Origin of the sequence: Vibrio iocasae (assembly GCF_042245395.1) — a bacterium.
Taxonomy (GTDB): Bacteria; Pseudomonadota; Gammaproteobacteria; order Enterobacterales; family Vibrionaceae; genus Vibrio; species Vibrio iocasae.
In genome coordinates this window covers 2,948,380-2,970,006 of sequence record NZ_CP145311.1, presented here as the reverse complement: position 1 = coordinate 2,970,006, position 21,627 = coordinate 2,948,380, and the positions used below count along the sequence as shown (strand labels likewise).

The 21,627-nt window shown below is 43.5% G+C and carries 16 protein-coding genes; 7 read left to right on the top strand and 9 right to left on the bottom strand.

The genetic code is table 11. From position 1 onward, the window contains the following. Window positions 1–18: 18 nt before the first annotated feature. The 7 genes from panC to sfsA all read right to left on the bottom strand — a co-directional run bounded on the left by panC (window position 19) and on the right by sfsA (window position 6,004). Window positions 19–918, bottom strand: a complete 900-nt coding sequence (panC, locus tag SNR28_RS23350) for a pantoate--beta-alanine ligase (RefSeq protein ID WP_375751270.1) — start codon at window positions 916–918, stop codon at window positions 19–21. Between the two features lie 8 nt (window positions 919–926). Continuing rightward, complete coding sequence (gene panB / locus SNR28_RS23345) at window positions 927–1,721, bottom strand: 3-methyl-2-oxobutanoate hydroxymethyltransferase (protein ID WP_375754156.1); 795 nt, start codon at window positions 1,719–1,721, stop codon at window positions 927–929. Window positions 1,722–1,744: 23 nt separating this feature from the next. After that, window positions 1,745–2,230 carry a 2-amino-4-hydroxy-6-hydroxymethyldihydropteridine diphosphokinase gene (gene folK / locus SNR28_RS23340; protein ID WP_375751269.1) on the bottom strand — a complete coding sequence of 162 codons (486 nt, stop codon included), beginning with the start codon at window positions 2,228–2,230 and terminating at the stop codon, window positions 1,745–1,747. Continuing rightward, complete coding sequence (gene pcnB, locus SNR28_RS23335; RefSeq protein WP_375754155.1) at window positions 2,223–3,581, bottom strand: polynucleotide adenylyltransferase PcnB; 1,359 nt, start codon at window positions 3,579–3,581, stop codon at window positions 2,223–2,225. Before pcnB ends, folK begins: the two co-directional genes overlap by 8 nt. Window positions 3,582–3,766: 185 nt before the next feature. After that, window positions 3,767–4,654, bottom strand: a complete 888-nt coding sequence (gluQRS, locus tag SNR28_RS23330; protein WP_375751268.1) for a tRNA glutamyl-Q(34) synthetase GluQRS — start codon at window positions 4,652–4,654, stop codon at window positions 3,767–3,769. A gap of 57 nt (window positions 4,655–4,711) precedes the next feature. Beyond that, window positions 4,712–5,155: an RNA polymerase-binding protein DksA gene (gene dksA / locus SNR28_RS23325; protein ID WP_375751267.1), complete on the bottom strand. Its 444-nt coding sequence runs from the start codon at window positions 5,153–5,155 to the stop codon at window positions 4,712–4,714. Between the two features lie 141 nt (window positions 5,156–5,296). Then, window positions 5,297–6,004, bottom strand: a complete 708-nt coding sequence (sfsA, locus tag SNR28_RS23320) for a DNA/RNA nuclease SfsA (RefSeq protein WP_375751266.1) — start codon at window positions 6,002–6,004, stop codon at window positions 5,297–5,299. Between the two features lie 62 nt (window positions 6,005–6,066). Here sfsA and hrpB point away from each other — a divergent pair, with 62 nt between their 5' ends. The 6 genes from hrpB (at window position 6,067) to SNR28_RS23290 (ending at window position 18,799) form a co-directional block, all read left to right on the top strand. Continuing rightward, window positions 6,067–8,541, top strand: a complete 2,475-nt coding sequence (gene hrpB, locus SNR28_RS23315; protein WP_375751265.1) for an ATP-dependent helicase HrpB — start codon at window positions 6,067–6,069, stop codon at window positions 8,539–8,541. Window positions 8,542–8,749: 208 nt separating this feature from the next. Continuing rightward, window positions 8,750–11,137: a penicillin-binding protein 1B gene (gene mrcB, locus SNR28_RS23310; protein ID WP_375751264.1), complete on the top strand. Its 2,388-nt coding sequence runs from the start codon at window positions 8,750–8,752 to the stop codon at window positions 11,135–11,137. A 30-nt stretch (window positions 11,138–11,167) separates the two neighbouring features. Then, a complete protein-coding gene (locus tag SNR28_RS23305) occupies window positions 11,168–13,501 on the top strand; it encodes a patatin-like phospholipase family protein (RefSeq protein WP_375751262.1) in 2,334 nt (777 codons plus the stop codon). 279 nt (window positions 13,502–13,780) lie between these two features. Then, a complete protein-coding gene (gene acnB, locus SNR28_RS23300) occupies window positions 13,781–16,378 on the top strand; it encodes a bifunctional aconitate hydratase 2/2-methylisocitrate dehydratase (protein WP_375751260.1) in 2,598 nt (865 codons plus the stop codon). A gap of 318 nt (window positions 16,379–16,696) precedes the next feature. Continuing rightward, window positions 16,697–18,028, top strand: a complete 1,332-nt coding sequence (locus SNR28_RS23295; protein WP_375751258.1) for a sigma-54-dependent transcriptional regulator — start codon at window positions 16,697–16,699, stop codon at window positions 18,026–18,028. A gap of 516 nt (window positions 18,029–18,544) precedes the next feature. Continuing rightward, a complete protein-coding gene (locus SNR28_RS23290) occupies window positions 18,545–18,799 on the top strand; it encodes a DUF1127 domain-containing protein (RefSeq protein ID WP_375751256.1) in 255 nt (84 codons plus the stop codon). 50 nt (window positions 18,800–18,849) lie between these two features. Here SNR28_RS23290 and SNR28_RS23285 read toward each other — a convergent pair whose 3' ends face one another. Then, the gene (locus tag SNR28_RS23285) at window positions 18,850–19,884 is read right to left on the bottom strand and encodes an NADP(H)-dependent aldo-keto reductase (protein ID WP_375751254.1); all 1,035 of its coding nucleotides are present in this window, start codon (window positions 19,882–19,884) and stop codon (window positions 18,850–18,852) included. Window positions 19,885–20,005: 121 nt separating this feature from the next. On the opposite strand from SNR28_RS23285, the gene SNR28_RS23280 reads away from it, so the two are divergent. Then, window positions 20,006–20,320, top strand: coding sequence for a DUF6482 family protein (locus tag SNR28_RS23280; protein WP_375751252.1), 315 nt, complete (start codon window positions 20,006–20,008; stop codon window positions 20,318–20,320). 56 nt (window positions 20,321–20,376) lie between these two features. Here the strand turns inward: SNR28_RS23280 and mutH are convergent, their stop codons facing one another. Then, complete coding sequence (mutH, locus tag SNR28_RS23275; protein ID WP_375751251.1) at window positions 20,377–21,042, bottom strand: DNA mismatch repair endonuclease MutH; 666 nt, start codon at window positions 21,040–21,042, stop codon at window positions 20,377–20,379. Window positions 21,043–21,627 lie beyond the last annotated feature (585 nt).

Genomic DNA, 21,627 nt, shown 5'->3' with positions numbered 1-21,627 from the left:
GATTTAGGAGTTTGTTTCTTACTCTTCAGAAGCTTCTTCTTTCTCTTCAACTTCTGCTTCTGTCGCTTGAACAACTTCCACAACCTGATTATCAATAAGCCTTGCTTTGCCCAGGAAGGCAGAGATTAGAATAACCGCCTGTGTTGTTTCTTCTGAGATAGTCTGAAGAGTTCTCGCATCACGGATAAAGATCTCATCCGTTTCCAGATCGGCAGCTCTTAGCTGATCACTCGCATCTTCAATGATGGATGCGTAATCGGTTTTACCGCTACGAATTTGACTACTAATCCAGCGCATAGTTTTTGCGACAACAGGGGCTCGCTGGCGTTCGTCTACGGTTAGCAGGCCATTGCGAGAGCTCATAGCCAAACCATCCATTTCTCTCACTGTTGGCACACCGATAACCTCGATATCCATCGCAAGGTCCGTCACCATCTGACGGATAACAGCGAGCTGCTGAAAATCCTTTTCACCAAAGCAGGCAACATCTGGTTGAACGATGTTGAATAACTTCGTTACGATAGTTGCGACACCACGGAAGTGACCAGGACGAGAAGCCCCTTCCAGCATATGAGAAAGTCCAGGAACCTCAACAAATGTCTGCTTATCAAGCCCTTCCGGGTACATGATTTCCGGAGTCGGAGTGAAAACCAGTTCAACCCCTTCGCCGTTCAGCTTACTTAAATCATCCTCAAGTGTGCGAGGATAGTTATTCAGATCATCTGCTCTTTCAAACTGCATTGGATTAACAAAGATGCTTACGACTACTACATCCGCATGTTCACGAGCTTTGCGTACCAGCGTCAAGTGTCCTTCGTGCAGGTTTCCCATCGTAGGGACAAAAGCAACCTTTCGACCTTCACGTTTAAGCTGTTTTATCTGCTCTCTAAGCGTTGAAATATCTTCGAACGTTTGCATAGTCATCCTTAAGCAATTGTGTGTTCTTCACCCGGGAATGCTCCGGATTGAACATCTTCAATATAACGAGTCACAGCGCTACGAATATCGCCTGTTTCAGCTAAAAAGTTCTTAGAGAACCTTGGCATATAAGTCGCTGAAATACCGAACATATCGTGCATCACCAGAATCTGACCATCAGTATCATTACCTGCACCTATGCCGATAACTGGAACATCAACGGCTTCTGAAATACGCTTGGCGAGAGAGGCTGGTACACACTCAAGCAAAACAATTTGCGCACCTGCGTCTTGTAGTGCAATGGCATCTTTAACCATCTTGTCAGCCTGTTGTTGCTCACGACCCTGAACACGGTAGCCACCAAAAATATTTACAGACTGAGGTGTTAAGCCTAGATGAGCACAAACAGGGACGGCGCGCTCAGTGAGCATTTTAACGGTATCTACTAACCAGTCACCACCTTCCAGTTTCACCATGTTTGCACCAGCTCGCATAAGTTGCGCTGCGTTCTCGCATGCTTGCTCAGGTGTGGCGTAACTCATAAACGGCATGTCAGCCATAAGTAGAGAGTTTGGGCTTCCTGCTCTAACACAACGGGTGTGATAGGCGATATCTTCAACAGAAACTGGCAACGTGTCATTCTTTCCCTGCAGAACCATACCCAGAGAGTCGCCAACCAGTAAAACTGGCATTTCTTGTTCTTCAAATAACTGAGCAAAGCTCGCGTCATAAGCGGTTGAAGATGCAAACTTACGACCTTCTTGCTTCCAGGTCATAAGAGTATTAATAGTAATTTTTTTCATCATTTTTCCTTATCAGGAATTGGCTATTGCTGCCAAACTCTAAGCCCGTTGCGATCAACTGTTTTCAGAAGTTCGCTGAGATTAGTCCCATCAGGTAGTTGCAAATTAGGTTCGATTTCCGCTAGCGGGTAAAGCACAAACTCTCTCTCTTTCATTCCATAGTGTGGAACAGTAAGTCGCTCGGAATCGATCACCTCATTGCCGAAAAGAAGAATATCCAGATCCAGTGTTCGTGGGCCCCATCTTTCTTCTTTTCGGACACGCCCATGTTCTAGCTCGATAGCCTGAGTGCAATCGAGAAGTTCAAGTGGCGTTAATTCTGTTTCGATAATGGCGACAGCATTAATGTAGTCTGGTTGATTCTGAGGCCCCATAGGAGTGCTACTGTATAGCGAAGACGCAGTCAAAAACTCTGACTTCGGTAGCGTTTTTAGCGCATTGATTGCATTTAGGGCCTGCGCTTCAGGATCAGACAGGTTACTACCTATCGCAATATAGACTTTAGTCATTCGACTTCTTGCTCTTTTTGTTGCGATAAGTTTTGCGGCGGCGATATCCCTGCTTTGCGGGGCCGAGGTCTCCAACCATTGCCTGCTTCATATTTCTGCCAGCATTTTGGAAAGTCTGCCACCACTTAGCTAACTCTGCAGTTTCACCACCTTCAACCTGACCACGCATTTCAAGAAAGTCGAAGCCAGCACGGAACTTGTTCAGTTCCATAAGCCTGAATGCACGCTTGCCACTTCTGCGTGGTAGCCTGAGCTGAAGTTGCCAGATTTCGCGGATAGTTGCGGTGTGTCGACGCGGAATCGCAATAGTTTTAACTTGTTGATCAAGTATCGTATTACTGGCTTCCATAATGGCATCGTAATAGCTCATATTACGTGAAGCCATCATCTCTTCCGCCTCTTTGTTCAACGGATACCAGAGTAGTGCTGCAAACATAAAGGCAGGGTTGATTCGCTTACCTTCTCCGATACGTCTGTCAGTGGATTTAAGAACCAATTCAAGCATTTTTTCGGAGTTAGAGCTTTCATCTTCAGTAAACTCTTGCGCAATTCTTGGGAACAGCGGCTTGAACAGGTTGTAATCTCTTAATAAGAAATAAGTTTCAAGACCCTGACCAGATTGAAGAAGCTTCAATGACTCTTCATATAAACGAGCCGCAGGAATATCTTCCAGCAAGTGAGCCAGTTCCGGAATAGGGAGTGCTGTGCTTTCACAGATATCCATATCCAGTTTTGCGGCAAAGCGAATTGCCCTCAGCATTCGAACCGGGTCTTCACGGTAACGGGTTTCTGGATCACCAATTAGACGAATCAAGCCGTCTTCCAGGTCTTCCATTCCTCCAGCATAATCGTGGATGCTGTAGTCAGCGATGTTGTAATACATTGCATTGACAGTGAAGTCTCTGCGCTCAGCGTCTTCATCGATGCTGCCATAAACGTTATCTCTAAGCAGCATGCCCTCTTTTGACTGTGCTGAGACGTTTTTTGACGGCTCTTGATGATGTCCGCGGAACGTTGCGACTTCAATAATGTCTCGACCAAACATGATATGAGCAAGTCTGAATCGACGACCAATCAGGCGACAGTTTCGGAACAGTGCCTTGATTTGTTCGGGTGTCGCATTGGTGGCTATATCAAAATCTTTTGGTTCTTTCTCTAGCAGCAAATCACGCACACCACCACCGACCAGATACGCGTTGTACCCGGCATTGTGTAGACGATAGAGAACCTTAAGTGCGTTCTCACTAATCTGCTGTCTTGATATGTTATGTTCTTCACGCGGAATAACATTCAGACTGATTTCAGTTGCAGGGCAATCTGTCGCTCTGCTGTCTTCATTATTTCTGACTATTTTCCGGTAAAAACTGGCAACTTGACTAAAAATAGCCCACCTCGTTTTTGCTTCTAAAAAATATCTCGTTTTAATCAAAACGCGATATTGTAAATTCTACTGCTTTAATTTGCGGCTAATAATAGCGTAGGGCGTGTCAACGTTTCAATATCAAGCCTGTGATGACTGAATCGTTAATAGTTAAATCATATCCCATTTGCGAATGGTGATGTGATTTTGATCTCTTCAGGAAGCTGGCGTAAAGACCAGTTTTTTACTCCCCAATTTATTATTTCAGAGATCTCTGCAGACTGAACATCAGCAGGCATCTGAAACCCTAAAAAAGCCATTGCTCTGATAAGGGTAGGTGCTGGTTCCTTCAAATCAATGGCCGTTGCATGATTTTGTTTGGATAACTTATTACCGTTACTATCCATCGCTAAAGGCAGGTGCAGGTAATGTACGGGTTCTTGTTCGAGAATGTTATACAAACTGATCTGACGGCCCGTTGGTTCTATGAGATCAGCACCTCTTACAACTTCAGTTACACCCTGATAGATATCATCAAGAACGACAGCAAGATTGTAGGCGAATAAGCCATCACGACGTTTAATTATAAAGTCCTCTGCTGCCAAACCCGATGGAATTGACATTTGGCCGTGTTTTATATCGTCAAAAGTGAGTATTGGTTTCTCTATCTTTATTCTGACGGAACAGTTATCCGGATCACTTAATCCTTTATTCCGGCAGGTACCAGCATAAAATCCACCAGATTCTTTTATTTGCCTACGGGTGCATTGGCAATAATACGCCTGACCGGTTTGCAACCATTGATCTATCTGCTGCTGATAAGCGTTATGACGATGACTTTGATATAGAACCTCACCATCCCAGAACAGGTGATAAGTTTCTAATGCTTTTAATATCAGCTCTGCCGCGCCTTCCATCTCTCTTGGAGGGTCAATATCTTCCATTCTGACAAGCCAGTCACCACCTTTGGATTTTGCACTAAAATAACTGCCAAGCGCGGCGATTAGTGAGCCAAAATGGAGTGGGCCGGAAGGAGAGGGGGCAAATCGTCCAACAATTTTCATAATCATATATCAGCAAAAAAGGGAGCCAAGGCTCCCTTTAAACATCAGAACAAAGGATTAACCTTGCATCTGGCGTTCTTTCATTTCCGCAAGCGTTTTACAGTCGATACAAAGATCAGCTGTTGGTCTCGCTTCTAAGCGACGGATGCCGATTTCAACACCACAAGATTCACAGAAGCCAAAATCGTCTTCTTCAATCTTTGTAAGTGTCTTTTCAATCTTCTTGATTAAACGGCGTTCACGGTCACGGTTACGAAGCTCTAAACTGAACTCTTCCTCTTGTGAAGCACGGTCAACTGGATCTGGGAAATTTGCTGCTTCGTCCTGCATATGGTGTACAGTTCGTTCAACTTCATCCCTCAGTTGGTTACGCCACGCTTCTAAAATCTTAGTAAAGTGAGCCATTTGCTCTGGTGACATGTATTCTTCACCAGCTTTTTCCTGATATGGCTCCACACCTGCAATGGCTAGGATGCCTAGCGCTTTTTTCTTTTCTGGCATACCGCATCTCCTACTTACACCAAATATTAACAGATGTAACTGCTAATTTAAGGCGGGTATCTATAGCAGAAAGAAAAGCCGGAAGCAAACACAGAATTTCAACCTCTGCATTCAATGTGAACATCGCATCATTTTTGCCAATTAATCAATAAATTCTAACGGCTCAACAATACGAATTTCACTTTCGGAGAGCTCTGCTTTATAGCAAAGCACTTCAACACCAACTTCTTTTGCTTGTTTTAGTAATTGTGAATATTTTGCATCTATATGGTGTGCTACAGACACTTTTTCAATACCTGAATGCAAAACAGCGAAGAAAAGTATAGCTCTGTTTCCTGTATTTACCATTTCTTGTAGCTCGCGAATGTGTTTCTGACCACGAGTAGTAACGGTGTCTGGAAAGAATCCCTGCCCTTCATCTTCCAGAAGAGTAACACTTTTTACTTCTATATAGCACGGAGTACGATCTTTGGATGATAAGTAGATATCAATTCGACTATTTTCTTGTCCATATTTTACTTCTGTCTTCAAAGTATCGTACCCAGACAGTTCAGAAATTAACCCGTTTTCAATGGCTTCAACAACTAAAGTGTTTGCTCTGGCCGTATTTACACAAATCATATCACCAGCAGGATTTTGGCTGATTTCCCAACTGTGGGGGTATTTTCGCTTTTTATTATCAGAGGTTGAGTACCAAACGGTGTTTCCTGGTTCTGCACAGCCTGTCATTGCTCCTGTGTTGGCACAATGGATAGTTGTGACTGAGCCGTCTTCTAGCTCAATATCTGTCAGAAAACGTTTGTAGCGCTTGATAAGTTTTGCGCTTTTTAGCTTAGGTTCGAAGTGCATCTTATTACTGTTTTTATGTACAATACGTTGTTAGTTAATGGGTATAACACAAGGCCTAGCAATTGTCACAACTTCCAATTGAATCTGTTATTTCTGAACTGCTTGATAAGGTTCAGAGTTCAAATCAGGTTATTCTCAAAGCCGCTCCTGGCGCTGGTAAATCAACATATTTTCCTTTGCAATTGATCAAACAGAACAGCATCGATGGCAAGATCATTATGCTTGAGCCAAGAAGATTGGCTGCGCGTAATATCGCAACCTACCTCGCGTCTAAGCTTGGTGAAAGAGTGGGTCAGATGGTGGGGTACCGCGTCCGTGGAGACGTGAAGGTTTCTGCAGAGACAAAACTGGAAATTGTGACTGAAGGCATTATGACGAACATGATTCAGTCGGATCCCGAGCTAAATGGCGTTGGCTTGTTAATTTTTGATGAGTACCACGAGAGAAGCATTCATGCAGATACCGCCTTGGCATTTAGCCTCGAGGTTCAGGAAGCGTTGAGAGATGACCTGAAGATTGTTGTCATGTCAGCGACTCTCGATAGTGATGCTTTAATAGAGTTACTTCCTGAGAGTGAGTATGTCGAATCAGAAGGACGCGCGTATCCAGTTGAACAAAGATATTGCCCAATTCCTGTAAATGAGAGGCTGGTTCCATCTGTAGTCAGACAGATCAGTAATCTGCTTCACAGTGAAACTGGCTCTATATTGGTTTTTTTACCAGGAGTCGGATCAATTCGACAAGTAGAGCAGGGCTTGTCAGAACTGTCAGTTGATGCCGAAATCACGCCGCTCTATGGACAGCTAAGTTTCAAAGAGCAGGAGAAAGCCATTCTGCCCGCTACAGAAGGTAAGCGTAAAGTGGTTCTGGCTACCAATATTGCCGAAACCTCTCTTACCATTGAAGGCATTCGAATGGTTGTCGACCCCGGATTAGAAAGAGTAGCGCGCTTTGACTTAAAAACAGGGATTACCAAACTAGAGCAAGTTCGGGTTGCCCAATCTTCTGCTATTCAGAGGGCTGGACGTGCTGGGCGTCTTGAGTCGGGTATTTGTGTGCGTCTTTTCAGTGAGAGTCAGTTCAATCAACAGCCTAAAGTACCTGTGCCTGAAATCTTGCATTCAGATTTATCCTCTCTTGCACTTGAGCTGGCACTTTGGGGTGCAAATGATGCTAGTGAGTTAAAGTGGCTAGACATGCCTCCCGCTTCCTCTTTGAATCAAGCCCGTGACTTGTTGTTATCACTAGGGTTGCTTACTGATGAGTATCAAACTAATGAGAGCAGCAACAAGCTTCAATCGCTTGGTGTAGCACCAAGATATGGTGCGATGCTACTTAAAGCGGAAGTTCTGGGGAAAAGTTATCTGGATACTGCTCTTGCATTAACCTCAATATTAGAAGAGCCAGAAAAAAACATAACGGATATTTCTTACTCTTTGTATCGGTTGTTGAATGGCAAGCACCCAAAGAGAAAAGCTCTGATCCAGAGAGCCACTAATTTAGCTCGCAAGCTAAACTCTGGGCATTTCGATTTAGATAATGTCGATGAATCGTGCGCAGCGATTTGCCTGGCCTTCGCTTTTCCTGATCGAATTGCAAAGCAGCGCAATAATCGTGTTGGTCGATTTCTACTGGCTAACGGGCATGGTGCATTTATTTCGGAAGAAGATCGTCTTGCAGACCAAGAATTTCTAATTGCAGTAGATTTGATGCGGACAGGCAAAGACGAAAGCCAGTTGTTCTTAGCCACTGGGCTGGATACTAATACGCTACACGATGTGGCCCCAGAGATGTTTTTTGAAAAAGAATCGGTGGAGTGGGATACACAAAAAGGTAAGTTAAAAGCTGAAAAACAGTTTTGTATAGGCCAGCCCGAGCAGTACTTAATCATAAAATCTCAAGGGCTTCCTGAACCTGATAAATCGAAAATAACCGAAGCGTTGCTTAACTATGTTCGTAAAGAAGGTTTAGGCGTTCTTAACTGGACTGACAACAGCATTAATTTACGAGAACGAATTGTCTGTGCAAAAGAGTGGCTTCCTGAAGAGGAGTGGCCAAGTGTCGATGAAAAGACGTTGCTGTACTCATTGGAAGAGTGGCTGGAGCCATACATGAGTGAAGTGAAATCCGTAAGTGCACTCAAGAAAATTGATCTTGTGGAAGCTTTGAATGCATATCTTAGCTGGCCTTTGAACCAGCAGATTGATGAGTGGTTACCCGTTAGCTATCGGGCCCCCACAGGCAGCAAGAAAAAAATCATCTATAACCGTGGGAAAGCTCCTGTCATTTCTATAAAAATGCAGGAGGTGTTTGGAGAAAAGAGTTCACCGCTGATAGCTAAAGGGCGGGTAAAGCTCACTCTGGAGTTGCTGTCTCCGGCACAAAGACCTCTGCAATTGACTTCGGATCTGGCCGGGTTCTGGGCTGGGTCTTATAAAGATGTGCAGAAGGAGATGAAAGGTCGTTACCCCAAGCATCCATGGCCAGATGACCCGGCTACTCATATACCTACAAAACATACTAAAAAATATATGTAGAAAAGGAATAAAACATATAAATTTCGTGAATTAGTTGAGGCTATTACTGATGTTTTAATCGTTTGATTCGTATGGACAGTTTCAATTATCCTAAACCTATAGACCCTGCATTTTGTCTGATGTAGACGAAAGGGTATTACTTTATGCATGAGCGTAATCCCTTGTGGGTTACTCGCATGCAACAACAAATTAAGCGACAACTGAACTCATGAGTGACAAGAAAGCACCATCTCGCCTCGGGGCAAAGAAGAGTGCCAAAAGAAAGACTGCAACCAAACGCCCGAAGACAACAGCAAAAAGAACGACCAGTAAGCGAAAGCAGTCTAAATCTAAAAAGCCTGGCTTTTTTAGAAAACTCTGGAGTTTGAGTTGGAAGTTATCTATAGCGGTATTTGCGGTTTTGGTGTTTGTTGGTGTATATCTTGATTCCGTTGTCCGGGAACGATTCGATGGGCAGATCTTTGATTTGCCGACCGTTGTTTATGCAAGGGTTTTGAACCTGGCTCCCGGCAATAACGCATCCATCTCTGAATTGAAGCAAGAGCTGGATGTGCTCAATTATCGTAAAGTTCGTTCGCCTCGCCACCCGGGAGAATATTCGTCTTCTTCCACAAAGATCGAGTTGATCCGAAGACCATTTGAGTTTGAAGATGGCCCTCAGCCTGACAGACATGTCATGCTTCATTTTACTGATAGCGGCTTGTCTCGTATTCAGTCTTTAGAATCAAAAGGTGATTTAGGTTATCTGCGCATCGAGCCAAAGATGCTCGGAATGCTTGAAAAGAACGTTGAAGAAAACCGCCTGTTTATTAAGCGTGAGCAGTTCCCGGAAATTCTGGTTGATTCATTGTTGGTTACTGAAGACCGAGATTTTTATCAGCATGAAGGAGTATCACCTTTAGCGATACTCAGAGCATTAGTGGTGAACATCAAGGCTGGGAGAACCGTTCAGGGTGGCAGTACCTTAACTCAGCAGTTGGCCAAGAATATCTTTCTTACCCAGGATAGAACACTTTGGCGAAAAATCAGGGAAGCTTATATTGCTTTGATTCTGGATCATCGTTACGACAAAGACAGGATCCTGGAAGCGTATCTGAACGAGGTGTATCTCGGTCATAGTCAGGGACAGGCTATCCACGGTTTTGGTCTAGCGTCCAGGTTCTATTTTGGCCAGCCGATACAAGAGTTAAGAATTGATCAAATTGCACTGCTTGTCGGCATGGTTAAAGGCCCCTCTTACTACAATCCTGTTCGATATCCAGAAAGAGCGAAAGAGCGAAGGGATCTTGTTTTACGTTTATTGATGAAGCAGGAGGTGCTTTCCTCTGCTCAATATAACCAGGCGGTAAGTCGTGATCTGGATATTCAGGACAGCCCGAGAATAGCGTCTAGACAGCCTGCCTATTTCCAGCAGTTAAAGAATGAACTGAAACAGAAAGTCGGAAGAGGCTTTCATGCTCAATCTGGGTTGAGACTCTTTACGACACTCGATCCTGTTTCTCAGGTAATGCTGGAAAGAGCGATTAAAAAACGTGTCCCTGAGTTAGAGAAAGTTGCAGGAAAAGGGTTGGAAGCAGCGGCTGTAGCTGTAGATCGTAAAACCGGTGAGATTCGGGCAATGGTTGGTGGTAAGCGAACGGGATATGACGGATTTAACCGTGCACTGAATGCGAGTCGCCCAATAGGCTCTCTGGTTAAGCCTGCGGTCTATCTTACAGCGTTGTCAGAACCAGAAAAGTACACGCTAGCAACAACCTTGTCGGACGAACGTATTCAGCTTAAAGGAAGCAAAGGCAGTGTTTGGGAACCGAAGAACTTCGACAGAAAGTATCGCGGTGATGTACCACTGTATGTTGCATTGTCGAGATCGCTAAACGTACCTACTGTCAAATTGGGAATGGAGCTTGGGATTCCCAGAGTCGTATCGACATTGGAAGCGCTTGGTGTAGACAGACAAGAAATTCGTCCGGTTCCTTCGATGTTTTTAGGTTCATTTTCTCTTTCACCATATCAGGTTGCGCAGATGTACCAGACGCTGACAAACTCAGGGAAGAATGCGCCATTAACAGCCTTAAGAACGGTTAAAGATTTGGACAACAATGTTATCTACCAATCCATCCCACGTATGCGCTCAACGGTTGATGAGCAAGCAGCATGGTTAACAACTTATGGTATGAAGAAAGTTGTTGTAGAGGGGACGGGTAGGTACCTTCAGAGTAAATATAGTTGGGCTGCGCTCGCTGGAAAAACCGGAACGAGTAACGATAGCAGAGATAGCTGGTTTGTTGGTATCGACGGGCGAGAGGTTGTTACTGTATGGGCCGGACGAGATGACAACAAACCAACCAAGCTAACGGGCTCTAGCGGTGCACTTCGTATTTACTATGATTACCTGGGGCTTCGTCCACCGAAAAAGTTAATATTGCCCTGGCCTAAAGACTTAATGACGCTTGGATTTAAACCCAATAGTGATGGTGGCTTGAAAATTGATTGCTCAAGTAACTTTAAACTGCCTGTCTGGGATAAAAGTGGTGAGCTGAAGCAAGCATGTGAACGCAATCCGGCAAACTGGATAAAAAGCCTGTTTGACTGGTAATACCTGACAACTGGTCATGGAGATATTTGAGTGAATAAATTGCAATGGCGTTACATTAGCGGGTGCTTTCTTGTTTTCTGCTCTTTTATCTCTGCATCGGTGCTAGCGCAGCAGAAATCAGAAAGTAGCGCTCCTGAGCGACCAAAAGTTGCAGTCGTGCTTGCTGGTGGTGGTGCGAAAGGCGCAGCACATATTGGCGTGTTAAAGGCACTGGAAGAGATGTTTATCCCGGTAGATATCGTTACAGGTACCAGCATGGGGGCATATGTAGGTGGTCTTTATGCGACGGGTATGAGCGCAGATGAGATTGAGTCGTTTATCTACTCTGTGGACTGGAATAGCGGATATCGCGATAGAGTGAGCCGCAGTGAACGTAGCGTACGGGAAAAAGCCTACGAAGATTACTACCAACTAAATACTGATCTTGGATTGCGTTTTGGCGAAGTTCGTTCTCCAAAAGGTGTGGTTCAAGGACAAAACATGTTGCGTATTTTGCGCGAAACTTCCGGAAACATTCCCAAGCTAGAATCCTTTGATGACCTGCCTATACGCTACCGTTCTGTGGCGACTGATATTGTTGAGCTAAAAGAAGTTGTAATCAGTAAAGGGCTGATTACTGACGCTATGATGGCAAGTATGTCCGTACCCGGTGCATTACCACCCTATGAACTCGACGGCGCTTTGCTGGTTGATGGTGGTATCACCAACAATATGCCAGTCGATTTGGCGAGGGAAATGGGGGCAGATATCGTTATTGCCGTCGATATCAGTACCGACTACAAGAAAGAAGAAGATTTCACTAGTGTGATGTCCGTTGGTGGGCAACTTTCTAATTACCTGGTTCGAAGAACGACAAATGAACAGGCTGATTTACTTACAGAAAAAGATGTCCTACTTGATCCTGCTGTAGGGGAAATGGAAACGACGCAGTTTGATCGAATGCCTCAGGCGTATCTATGGGGGTATCAGGCGGCGATGGATAGTAAAGAGAGCCTCTCTCGTTATTCTCTTTCTTCAGCCGAATATCAGCATTATATAGACGAAAAGCAGGAAAAGCGTAGAGAGATTGAGCATGGAGATGAGCTCGTTGTTGATTCTATAGTGCTTAATAACAACTCGCATTACAAAGACGCTGTTGTACTTGGAAGATTGCAACTCGAAGCAGGACAACCCATTTCTACTGAACAACTTGAAAAAAGTGTCAGGGACGTTTATGCCCTTGACCGCTTTGAACGTATTACCTATCACTTTGAAAAAAACGAAGAGGATGAAACGACCTTATTTGTTGATGTAAACGAAAAGGAGTGGGGACCCAACTACGTTAACTTCCGTTTTTTCCTGGAAGAAGACTTTCAAACTGACAGCCAGTATGGGATTGGGGCCTCTGCAAACTTCACAGATATGAATAGTGTGGGTGGTGAGTTGAAAACAAATATCGAGTTAGGCACGGATCGGGTCGTTTCCCTTAACTGGTCATCTCCGTTTTTCACCAGTCAAAAGTTATTTAATACAGCACATATAATTTATAAAAAAGATAAAAAAAACACGCCTATAGGGGGTTTTAACGAAGAACCCTCGCTCGAAATGAGCGAAAATTCATTTCCAACAACATACTCAGAGTTTGAGGCTGAGGTCGCAGCCGGATATCAACCCACGCTCTGGCAAGAAGCTAAGATAGGTTTACGGTTTGTGGATGGAGATATTTCAGTTTCGACGATTCCTTCACTGGGAAATGTAGATTACAAGAGATCGGGCGCATTTGTCAGATACAGAATGGATACGTTGGATGACTATAGTTTGCCTCAAAAAGGCTTCTTGTTAGACCTTGAGTATTTTGCGTCGGATGATAGTGTTTCTGGGCAATCGGCTAACATAGACGATTTAGATTTGCCCACAACTAATTTTGAAGATGACCTTGTTCACGAGATTGATGCCATGTTTCGTGGGGCATACAGTTTTGGGGACAATACCTTAGTCGGACATTTAGAATATGGCGCTGTAGAAGATAAGTCCGGGGAAAATCCGGCCATTCAACCTAAGGAGCTGGGTGGTTTTTTAAGGTTGTCAGGTATTCCCAGAAATAGCCTGGCTGGCCAGAACCTTTTCTTTAGCAGTGTAGTGTACCGTTACCGATGGTTTGAGAATGACTTCGGGTTGTTTACGGCCCCTGTTTATCTGGGGGCATCGTTAGAATATGGTGGTGTTTGGAATGATGTGGATACATCAATCTCAAACGCCCCATTGTATAAAGCGGGATCTGTCTTTGTAGGTGTAAGATCGCCTATTGGACCTATCGCGTTTGCTATTGGTGTAACCGAGGAAGGATATGAGTCGGTTTACCTGACAATCGGGCAGAGTTTTTAGTTTTAAGAATTTAAGTAGCAAATTGAAAAAAGATTAAATTCAATCTGATAGACGCATTCGACTTTAGTCTTAAGATGATATGTTGGTCAAAATGATCAGATTTTAATTTTTCGTTAAATTTGCTATTCTGCCTACCACAGTTTGGCCTCTGCCACTGTTTGTTATTAGAAAAGTAATAATAAAACTCACTCTTTTCGCTCGAGTGGCAGGATGCCAAGTTTCCAAGGATGTTCATGTTTTTCAATAGAAAAAGTGAACCGCAATGTAGAGGATTATGTCGTGCTTGAAGCCTATCGTAAACACGTCGAAGAACGTGCTTCAGAAGGAGTTGTACCTAAACCATTAGACGCTGAACAAGTTGCTGGTCTTATAGAACTCGTTAAGAACCCACCAGCTGGTGAAGAAGCGTTTATTCTGGATCTTCTTGAGAATCGCATTCCCCCAGGTGTGGATGAAGCTGCTTATGTAAAAGCAGGTTTTCTGACAGCTCTGGCGAAAGGCGAAGAGTCTTCCCCACTAGTTAGCAAAGAGAAAGCAGCAGAACTGCTTGGGACCATGCAGGGTGGCTACAATATTGAACCGCTGGTTGCTTTTCTGGATGATGCGGAACTGGCACCTATTGCAGTAAAAGCTCTGTCTCACACACTTCTTATGTTTGATGCTTTCTACGATGTTGAAGAGAAAGCCAAAGCTGGTAACACATCGGCCAAGCAGGTTATGCAATCATGGGCTGACGCAGAGTGGTTCTTGTCTAAACCTGAACTAAAAGAAAAAGTGACCTTAACCGTATTTAAGGTGACAGGTGAAACCAATACCGATGATTTGTCACCAGCACCGGATGCATGGTCTCGCCCTGATATTCCATTACATGCTTTAGCGATGCTGAAAAATGCTCGTGAAGGAATTGAACCAGATGACGCTGGTACTATTGGTCCTATTAAACAGATTGAAGCGTTGCAGGAAAAAGGTCATCAGCTTGTTTATGTTGGTGACGTAGTTGGTACGGGTTCTTCTCGTAAATCAGCGACCAACTCGGTACTGTGGTTTATGGGTGAAGACATTCCAAATGTACCAAATAAGAAAGGTGGTGGTTATGTCCTTGGCGGCAAGATCGCTCCAATCTTTTTCAACACAATGGAAGATGCGGGCGCACTTCCTATCGAAGTGGATGTATCTAAGCTTAATATGGGTGATGTTATCGACGTTTACCCGTTTGAAGGCAAAGTAACTAGCCACGAAAGTGGTGAAGTACTGGCTGAATTTGGCCTGAAGACAGATGTGCTGATTGATGAAGTACGTGCTGGTGGCCGTATTCCTCTGATTATCGGTCGTGGCCTTACAGACAAAGCTCGTGAAGCGCTTGGTCTTGAACCTTCTGATGTGTTCAGAAGACCAGTAGCGGTTGAAGATACAGGTAAAGGCTTCAGCTTAGCTCAAAAGATGGTAGGTAAAGCGTGTGGCGTTGAAGGTATTCGCCCTGGCACATACTGTGAGCCGAAGATGACAACCGTTGGTTCTCAGGATACTACCGGCCCTATGACTCGTGATGAGCTAAAAGACTTGGCGTGTTTAGGCTTCTCAGCAGATTTGGTTATGCAGTCTTTCTGTCACACATCTGCATATCCTAAACCGGTTGATGTTAATACTCACCATACGCTACCAGACTTCATTATGAACCGTGGCGGTGTCTCTCTTCGCCCAGGTGACGGTGTTATTCACTCTTGGTTGAACCGTATGCTTCTGCCTGACACGGTTGGTACTGGTGGTGACTCTCATACTCGTTTCCCTCTTGGTATTTCTTTCCCTGCAGGCTCTGGTTTGGTTGCGTTCGCAGCTGCGACAGGCGTTATGCCACTGGATATGCCTGAATCAATTCTGGTTCGTTTCAAAGGTGAAATGCAGCCGGGTATTACGCTTCGTGATCTGGTGCATGCGATTCCTTACTACGGGATTAAGCAAGGTCTGCTAACGGTAGAAAAAGCAGGCAAGATCAACGAGTTCTCAGGTCGAGTTCTTGAGATTGAAGGTGTTGAACACCTAACAGTAGAGCAAGCATTTGAGTTATCGGACGCATCTGCTGAGCGCTCTGCTGCTGGTTGTACTGTTAAGCTTTCTCAGGCGTCTATCGAAGAGTATCTGAAGTCGAACATCATCATGCTTAAGTGGATGATCTCTGAAGGATATGGTGATGCTCGTACAATGGAGCGTCGTATCAAGTCGATGGAAGATTGGCTGGCTAACCCATCTCTGATGGAAGCGGATGTCGATGCTGAGTATGCTCATGTCATCGAAATTGATTTGGCAGAAATCAAAGAACCAATTCTTTGTGCGCCAAATGACCCTGATGATGCTCGCCTTCTATCTGATGTGCATGGCGCTAAAGTTGACGAAGTGTTCATTGGTTCATGTATGACCAACATTGGTCACTTCCGTGCTGCTGGTAAGCTTCTGGATAGTTATAGCGGCCAGCTGGATACTCGCATGTGGGTAGCTCCACCAACTAAGATGGATAAGGACCAGCTAACGGAAGAAGGTTACTACGGTATCTTCGGTCGAGCTGGGGTTCGTATTGAAACTCCGGGATGTTCACTGTGTATGGGTAACCAGGCTCGTGTAGCAGATGAAGCTACGGTAATCTCGACATCTACGCGTAACTTCCCTAACCGTTTGGGTACAGGTGCAAATGTTTATCTGGCCTCTGCGGAGTTGGCTGCTGTAGGTGCAATACTTGGCAGAATTCCTACCAATGAGGAATATCAGGAGTATGCTAAGCAAATAGATGCTTCTGCCGCAGATACATATCGTTATCTGAACTTCCATAAGATGTCTCAATATACTGAAAGAGCAGATACGGTTATTTTTCAGGAACCTGCGTAAATTAACCGAATAAAATTAAACCCACTCATCTTTATGAGTGGGTTTTTTTTATTGGTTAGTACTATAGTTAAGAAGAGTGTTTAAAAATCTGAATTTGAATTGACGTAATAGCCGTATGTGCTAAGTCTTACATTCGAGACAGAAAATTTATAACGTAAGCGATATGTTTGCTTGTAAAAATTATTAAATTTAAGAATAGTAGTTAAAGGTTAGTTGGTTACACGATACGGATATCATCTTGGCACAATGTTCTGGGTGAGAAATAAAAAATAAAATCGGTATGTGTATGCCTGGATATTAAAAAGTAAGGACATGTAAATGGGAACTCAATTCCGAATGGATTCCGTTCCGGGTTCACTTGTAGTGGTAGGCGGCAGACATGAGCCGTGGTTTTCTGTTCTGGAGCAAGGTGGCTGGAAATGCCAGAGATGCGCAGATCTAAGGAAAGCAGATGCCCTTCTAAATGAAACCGGACCTTGTATAGGGATAGTAGATCTGAGTCAGGATGAGTTTAGCCTGAATGGGATTGCAAATCTGGTAAGTAGCTATAAACATGTCCGTTGGTTGGCATTTATCAGGGAATCACAGTTACGCTCAGATACTATCTGTCAGTTTATCGTTAACTTTTGTATCGACTTCTTCACGGCGCCGATTCCTGATGCACAACTAATGAGTACTATCGGTCACCAGCTCGGTATGCTGACTCTAGAGAAAAAAGTATGGCCGGACTATGGATGTCGTAAAGATATGGGACTGGTTGGTGAGTCCGTAGCGATGAAACGCCTGCGTGAACAGGTTAAGCGTATTGCCTCTACTGATGTGAGCATTCTTATTTTTGGAGAAAACGGAACAGGCAAAGAGAGCGTCGCTAAAGCGATTCATTCGATGTCCTCTCGCTCTAAAGAGCAGTTTGTTTCTATCAATTGCGGAGCGCTGTCTGAGGCACGAATGGCTGCCGAATTATTCGGGATAGGTTCAACGGATGACGATGAAGAACCCGCTCTGGTCAAGGCTAATAAAGGTACGCTATATCTGAATGATATTCTTACTATGCCGCGCTCTCAGCAAAATGCCCTTCTGCGGTTTATGCAGGAAGGGAAGCTTGAAACAGCAAATGGCAGTGTTGAGCTGGATGTAAGGATTCTGGCTGCTTACAGTTCAGATATTGATAAAGCATTAGCTGATAATGACTTTAGCGATGAGCTTTATCACTACATAAATGTACTTCGTATTAATGTGCCAAGTTTGAAAGAGCGGGCAGGGGATATTAGTATCCTGGCGAAGCGTTTCGTTCAGGAGTACTCAAAAGAGTACAATGCTCAGGCAAAAGACCTTTCTGAAGATGCTGTGAAAGCACTTACCCAATATTACTGGCCTGGCAACGTACGTGAACTAATGAACCTAATTAAGCGAGCGGTGTTAATGTCTGACGGTGCAATAATTGAAGCTTGCCAATTAGATCTGCCACAAAAAGCAAATGGTAAGAGAAGCTTGAAATCCATTAGGGAAGATTCTGAACGCGATGCTTTAATGTTGGTATTAGAATCTCATGACGGTCAGGTTTCTCCGGCTGCAAAAGAGCTTGGTGTTTCGCGCGCAACCATGTACCGATTGCTTAACAAGCATAATCTGATAGCAGAAAGCGCTTAAGCTTAAATAGTTTTGGGATGAAGATCAAAATAGGGAGCTACTTGTAGCTCCCTATTTATATTTATTAACAGATCCTTAAGTAAGAGTATTCTGTAGATAAGAAATGATGAAGTAGAATATATAACCGATATTTTGAATGAGAATAGATAAAATATAGTCAAATGTTTTATTTTAATCATTCACTAAAATTATTGGTTGAATATTAAACGTAATCGATTACAATTTAACCGTGAATCAAAGTTCACGAAAAACTTCAATTGGATTAATTAGTTAGTAGGAGGCGTAAGATGAATAACTTTACTGTTAAACATGTTATTTGTGCGTCTATGTCTCTTACAGTACAAGCCATGTCTCCGATGACATTGGCCGACAAGCGTACCGATCTAGACTAATTAATCCGTAACCTTTATTTGGCTGCGGAGAAAAGGCAGCGAAATAAAAGGCTTCTCTACATTCCTATATTTTTCCTGTCTTTCCCCAGCAACTTAACCAACTTGTTAATACTGGAGAAAAATTATGTCTCACTCTGTTTATCTGACACTTGCAACTTTTTTAATTAAAGCTGACTTACGTCGGGAAGAACGTGAATGGAAGAAGAAAATAAGAAAAAGCGTACACGATATACCTTGGCACAATGCCCATTTGTTGCGTGATATCGGCCTGGAAGCAGATGGTCGTTCGGTAGGCACACCTTCGCTTCCCGATCACGTTATTGCTGAACGTCGTGTTCGTCATATTCGTCGTGTTTTAAATGCTCGAATACCGACGTAATCAAAAGGGGGAAAGTCGTAAGACTTTCCCCCAGCCTACTCCAACTGCCTTTATGGGCACGGATTGGAATATTGGGTTCCAATTTTCTGCAGCTCACTTAGTAGTTCATCATTTAACTTGATATCAATGCTTTCAATATTGGCCTTTAGTTGCTCCAGATTTGTTGCACCGATGATATTGGACGCAATGAATGGTCTCTGATTCACAAATGCCAGAGCCATTTGATCTGGGCTTAATCCGAATTTTAACGCTACATCGATATAAGCTTGAGTCGCTTCCACACCCTGTGGAGTAAAGTAACGAGAGAAACGCTCCCAGATGGTACAACGAGCGCCTTCAGGTCTGGCTCCATTCAGATACTTACCGCTTAAGCAACCAAATGCCAGAGGAGAGTAAGCTAGTAGTTCAACACCTTCATAGTGAGCAATTTCCGATAGCCCGACTTCAAAGCTGCGGTTTAGCAGGTTGTAGGGATTCTGTATCGAAACGACTTTAGGCAGATCATGTTTGTCTGCAAGGTGTAGAAACTTCATGACGCCCCAGGGTGTTTCATTCGATAAGCCTATGTATCTTATCTTTCCAGCCCGAACCAACTCAGCCATTGCTTCAAGGGATTCTATCAGAGTGACCTCTTCTTGTTCTTCAGGATAAGGGTAATTGAGTTGTCCAAAACAGTTTGTTTGACGTTGTGGCCAATGAAGTTGGTAAAGGTCGATATAGTCAGTTTTGAGTCTTTTTAAGCTGTCGTCAACGGCCAGATGAATGTTTCTTCGATCCAGACTCATGTTTTCACGTATATGAGGGACGCTTCTCGGGCCTGCAACTTTAGTCGCAAGGATCACCTTATCACGTTTACCTGATTGCTCGATCCAATTGCCAATATAGGTCTCTGTTAGTCCCTGTGTTTTCCCATTTGGGGGAACGGGATACATTTCCGCTGTATCAATGAAATTGATTCCGTTATCAAGAGAAAAGTCTATCTGTTCAAAGGCTTCTGACTGTGTGTTCTGTTCACCAAAGGTCATAGTGCCCAGACAAATCTTGCTGATTTCAAGAGTGGAATTTGGCAGTTTTCTATATTCCATCTCACATCCTTATGCTTGTTATTTTTTCTCAATATAAAGGATAAGAGTGGTAGATGTGAAGAAAAGGTTAATAGAATTTCGTTCGACCTGAACTAAACTAAAGTTATAGGAGGTAGTATCTATGAAAATGACTCAACTCGATCACTGGCTACATGGCGATCATAGAGATAACTATGTGCCCCCTAAAATATATGTGATTGGCTGTGAAGATATGGCTGAATACCTGCTTGCAGTGGAGTATAAGCATAAACTGGAACCAATACATAAAGATGGGGAGCCAATGCAATTCTCTTCTTTAGATATGGTCAAAGAAGAGCTTGTACGAATGGGAGTGGATTCAGTATATCTCAGATTACACAACACTGATGACGAGTGTGGCTCCCCCCAGGGATCGATACCATATCATGATATTCAGCTATCGATTAAAGCTCACTAGCTAATAAAGAGAACACCGACACAAGACTCTTCCCCTTATTCATAGGGGAAGATCTTCTATACGAAGTTTTTCTCTAAAATCGCTCCGGTGAATTGTGTACGCAGGTAATAACCACGAGGTAAGGTTTTGATTGGACGACCCGATGCCCCGTAAGCATCGGTCAGTACGCGACTGTTTGCTGCTTTAGGCCTAAGCTGAAGCACTTCGCCATGTTTGGCATTAATTTGCTCTACCTTTCCAAGAACGATCATTTCCATTAACTCTTCCCAATCCTCTTTGAGTTGCAGTTCTTCCTCTTCTGAAGGTGACCAGATCAATGGGGTTCCAACATGTCGTTCTGCTAAAGGTATTTCTCTTTCCCCTTCAACCGGAACCCAAAGTATACGAGAAAGCTTTTGTCTCACATGGCTAGACTCCCAGGTCAGGCCATGCACACCTGTTAGCGGAGCAACGCATACGAAGGTTGTTTCTAATGGTTTACCCGTATAGCTGATAGGGATGCTCTTCAACTCGATTCCCAGATCGGCAAAGTCTTGCTCTGGTTTACTTCCAGCACAGGCCCCAAGGTGCCACTCAAGAAGTTGTCCAACCCAACCCTTGTCTCTTTTCAGATCCTTGGGAACCTTGATTTTTGCTTCATCAGCTAACTCCTGAAAGGTAAGCCCTGCTAGTTCCTTCGCTCTTACTAGTAATTCTTGTTCTGACTTTGGGGTGGCTTTCATGACTTGTATAGATAAGGTGACTTGATGCGGAAGTATATCAGAAGTCAGGCAGTGAGTTTATTTTTCACAATGATCCAACTGTACGTAAATTGATCATTTAAAAACTTATCCACAGCTTATCATGTGTTGTAAGTGATAAATTAAAAACTGGATCAATAAACAGTTGTTTTAAAGCGATAAAATAGTTGCAAAAAACAAAGAATAATGAAAATGCCACCTGTTAATGTGGATAAAGGTAGGCTTGGTTGATCTTTGACCATTTTGTTTGGGATAAAGATCTTTGTGAAATGAGAGAGCTCGGTGTGCTTGGTTTTTGTTTTAAGATTATGATTTTTATGGGTTAGTTTTTTTTATGGTGTTTTTACTGATTGTTTTGAAGATTAATAAATATACTCGAATTATTTGAAGTTACATATTCTACACAAACTTATTCACAGAAAAGGTGAATAAATGTGGGCTGGGTCTCACTTGAGTGTTGATAACTTTTATGGCTATTAGGAGGGTGGGGAAAAGTGGGGGCTGGCTAATAAAACTTACTTAAAGTCATATGGTAAATTTGCTCCATACAGGGATATGTGGAAAAAT

Coding starts and splice junctions, on each gene's coding strand:
- panC (WP_375751270.1), bottom strand. CDS start 918: ATGCAAACGTTCGAAGATATTTCAACGCTTAGAGAGCAGATAAAACAG.
- panB (WP_375754156.1), bottom strand. CDS start 1,721: ATGAAAAAAATTACTATTAATACTCTTATGACCTGGAAGCAAGAAGGT.
- folK (WP_375751269.1), bottom strand. CDS start 2,230: ATGACTAAAGTCTATATTGCGATAGGTAGTAACCTGTCTGATCCTGAA.
- gluQRS (WP_375751268.1), bottom strand. CDS start 4,654: ATGAAAATTGTTGGACGATTTGCCCCCTCTCCTTCCGGCCCACTCCAT.
- dksA (WP_375751267.1), bottom strand. CDS start 5,155: ATGCCAGAAAAGAAAAAAGCGCTAGGCATCCTAGCCATTGCAGGTGTG.
- sfsA (WP_375751266.1), bottom strand. CDS start 6,004: ATGCACTTCGAACCTAAGCTAAAAAGCGCAAAACTTATCAAGCGCTAC.
- mrcB (WP_375751264.1), top strand. CDS start 8,750: ATGAGTGACAAGAAAGCACCATCTCGCCTCGGGGCAAAGAAGAGTGCC.
- SNR28_RS23295 (WP_375751258.1), top strand. CDS start 16,697: ATGGGAACTCAATTCCGAATGGATTCCGTTCCGGGTTCACTTGTAGTG.
- SNR28_RS23290 (WP_375751256.1), top strand. CDS start 18,545: ATGTCTCACTCTGTTTATCTGACACTTGCAACTTTTTTAATTAAAGCT.
- SNR28_RS23285 (WP_375751254.1), bottom strand. CDS start 19,884: ATGGAATATAGAAAACTGCCAAATTCCACTCTTGAAATCAGCAAGATT.
- SNR28_RS23280 (WP_375751252.1), top strand. CDS start 20,006: ATGAAAATGACTCAACTCGATCACTGGCTACATGGCGATCATAGAGAT.
- mutH (WP_375751251.1), bottom strand. CDS start 21,042: ATGAAAGCCACCCCAAAGTCAGAACAAGAATTACTAGTAAGAGCGAAG.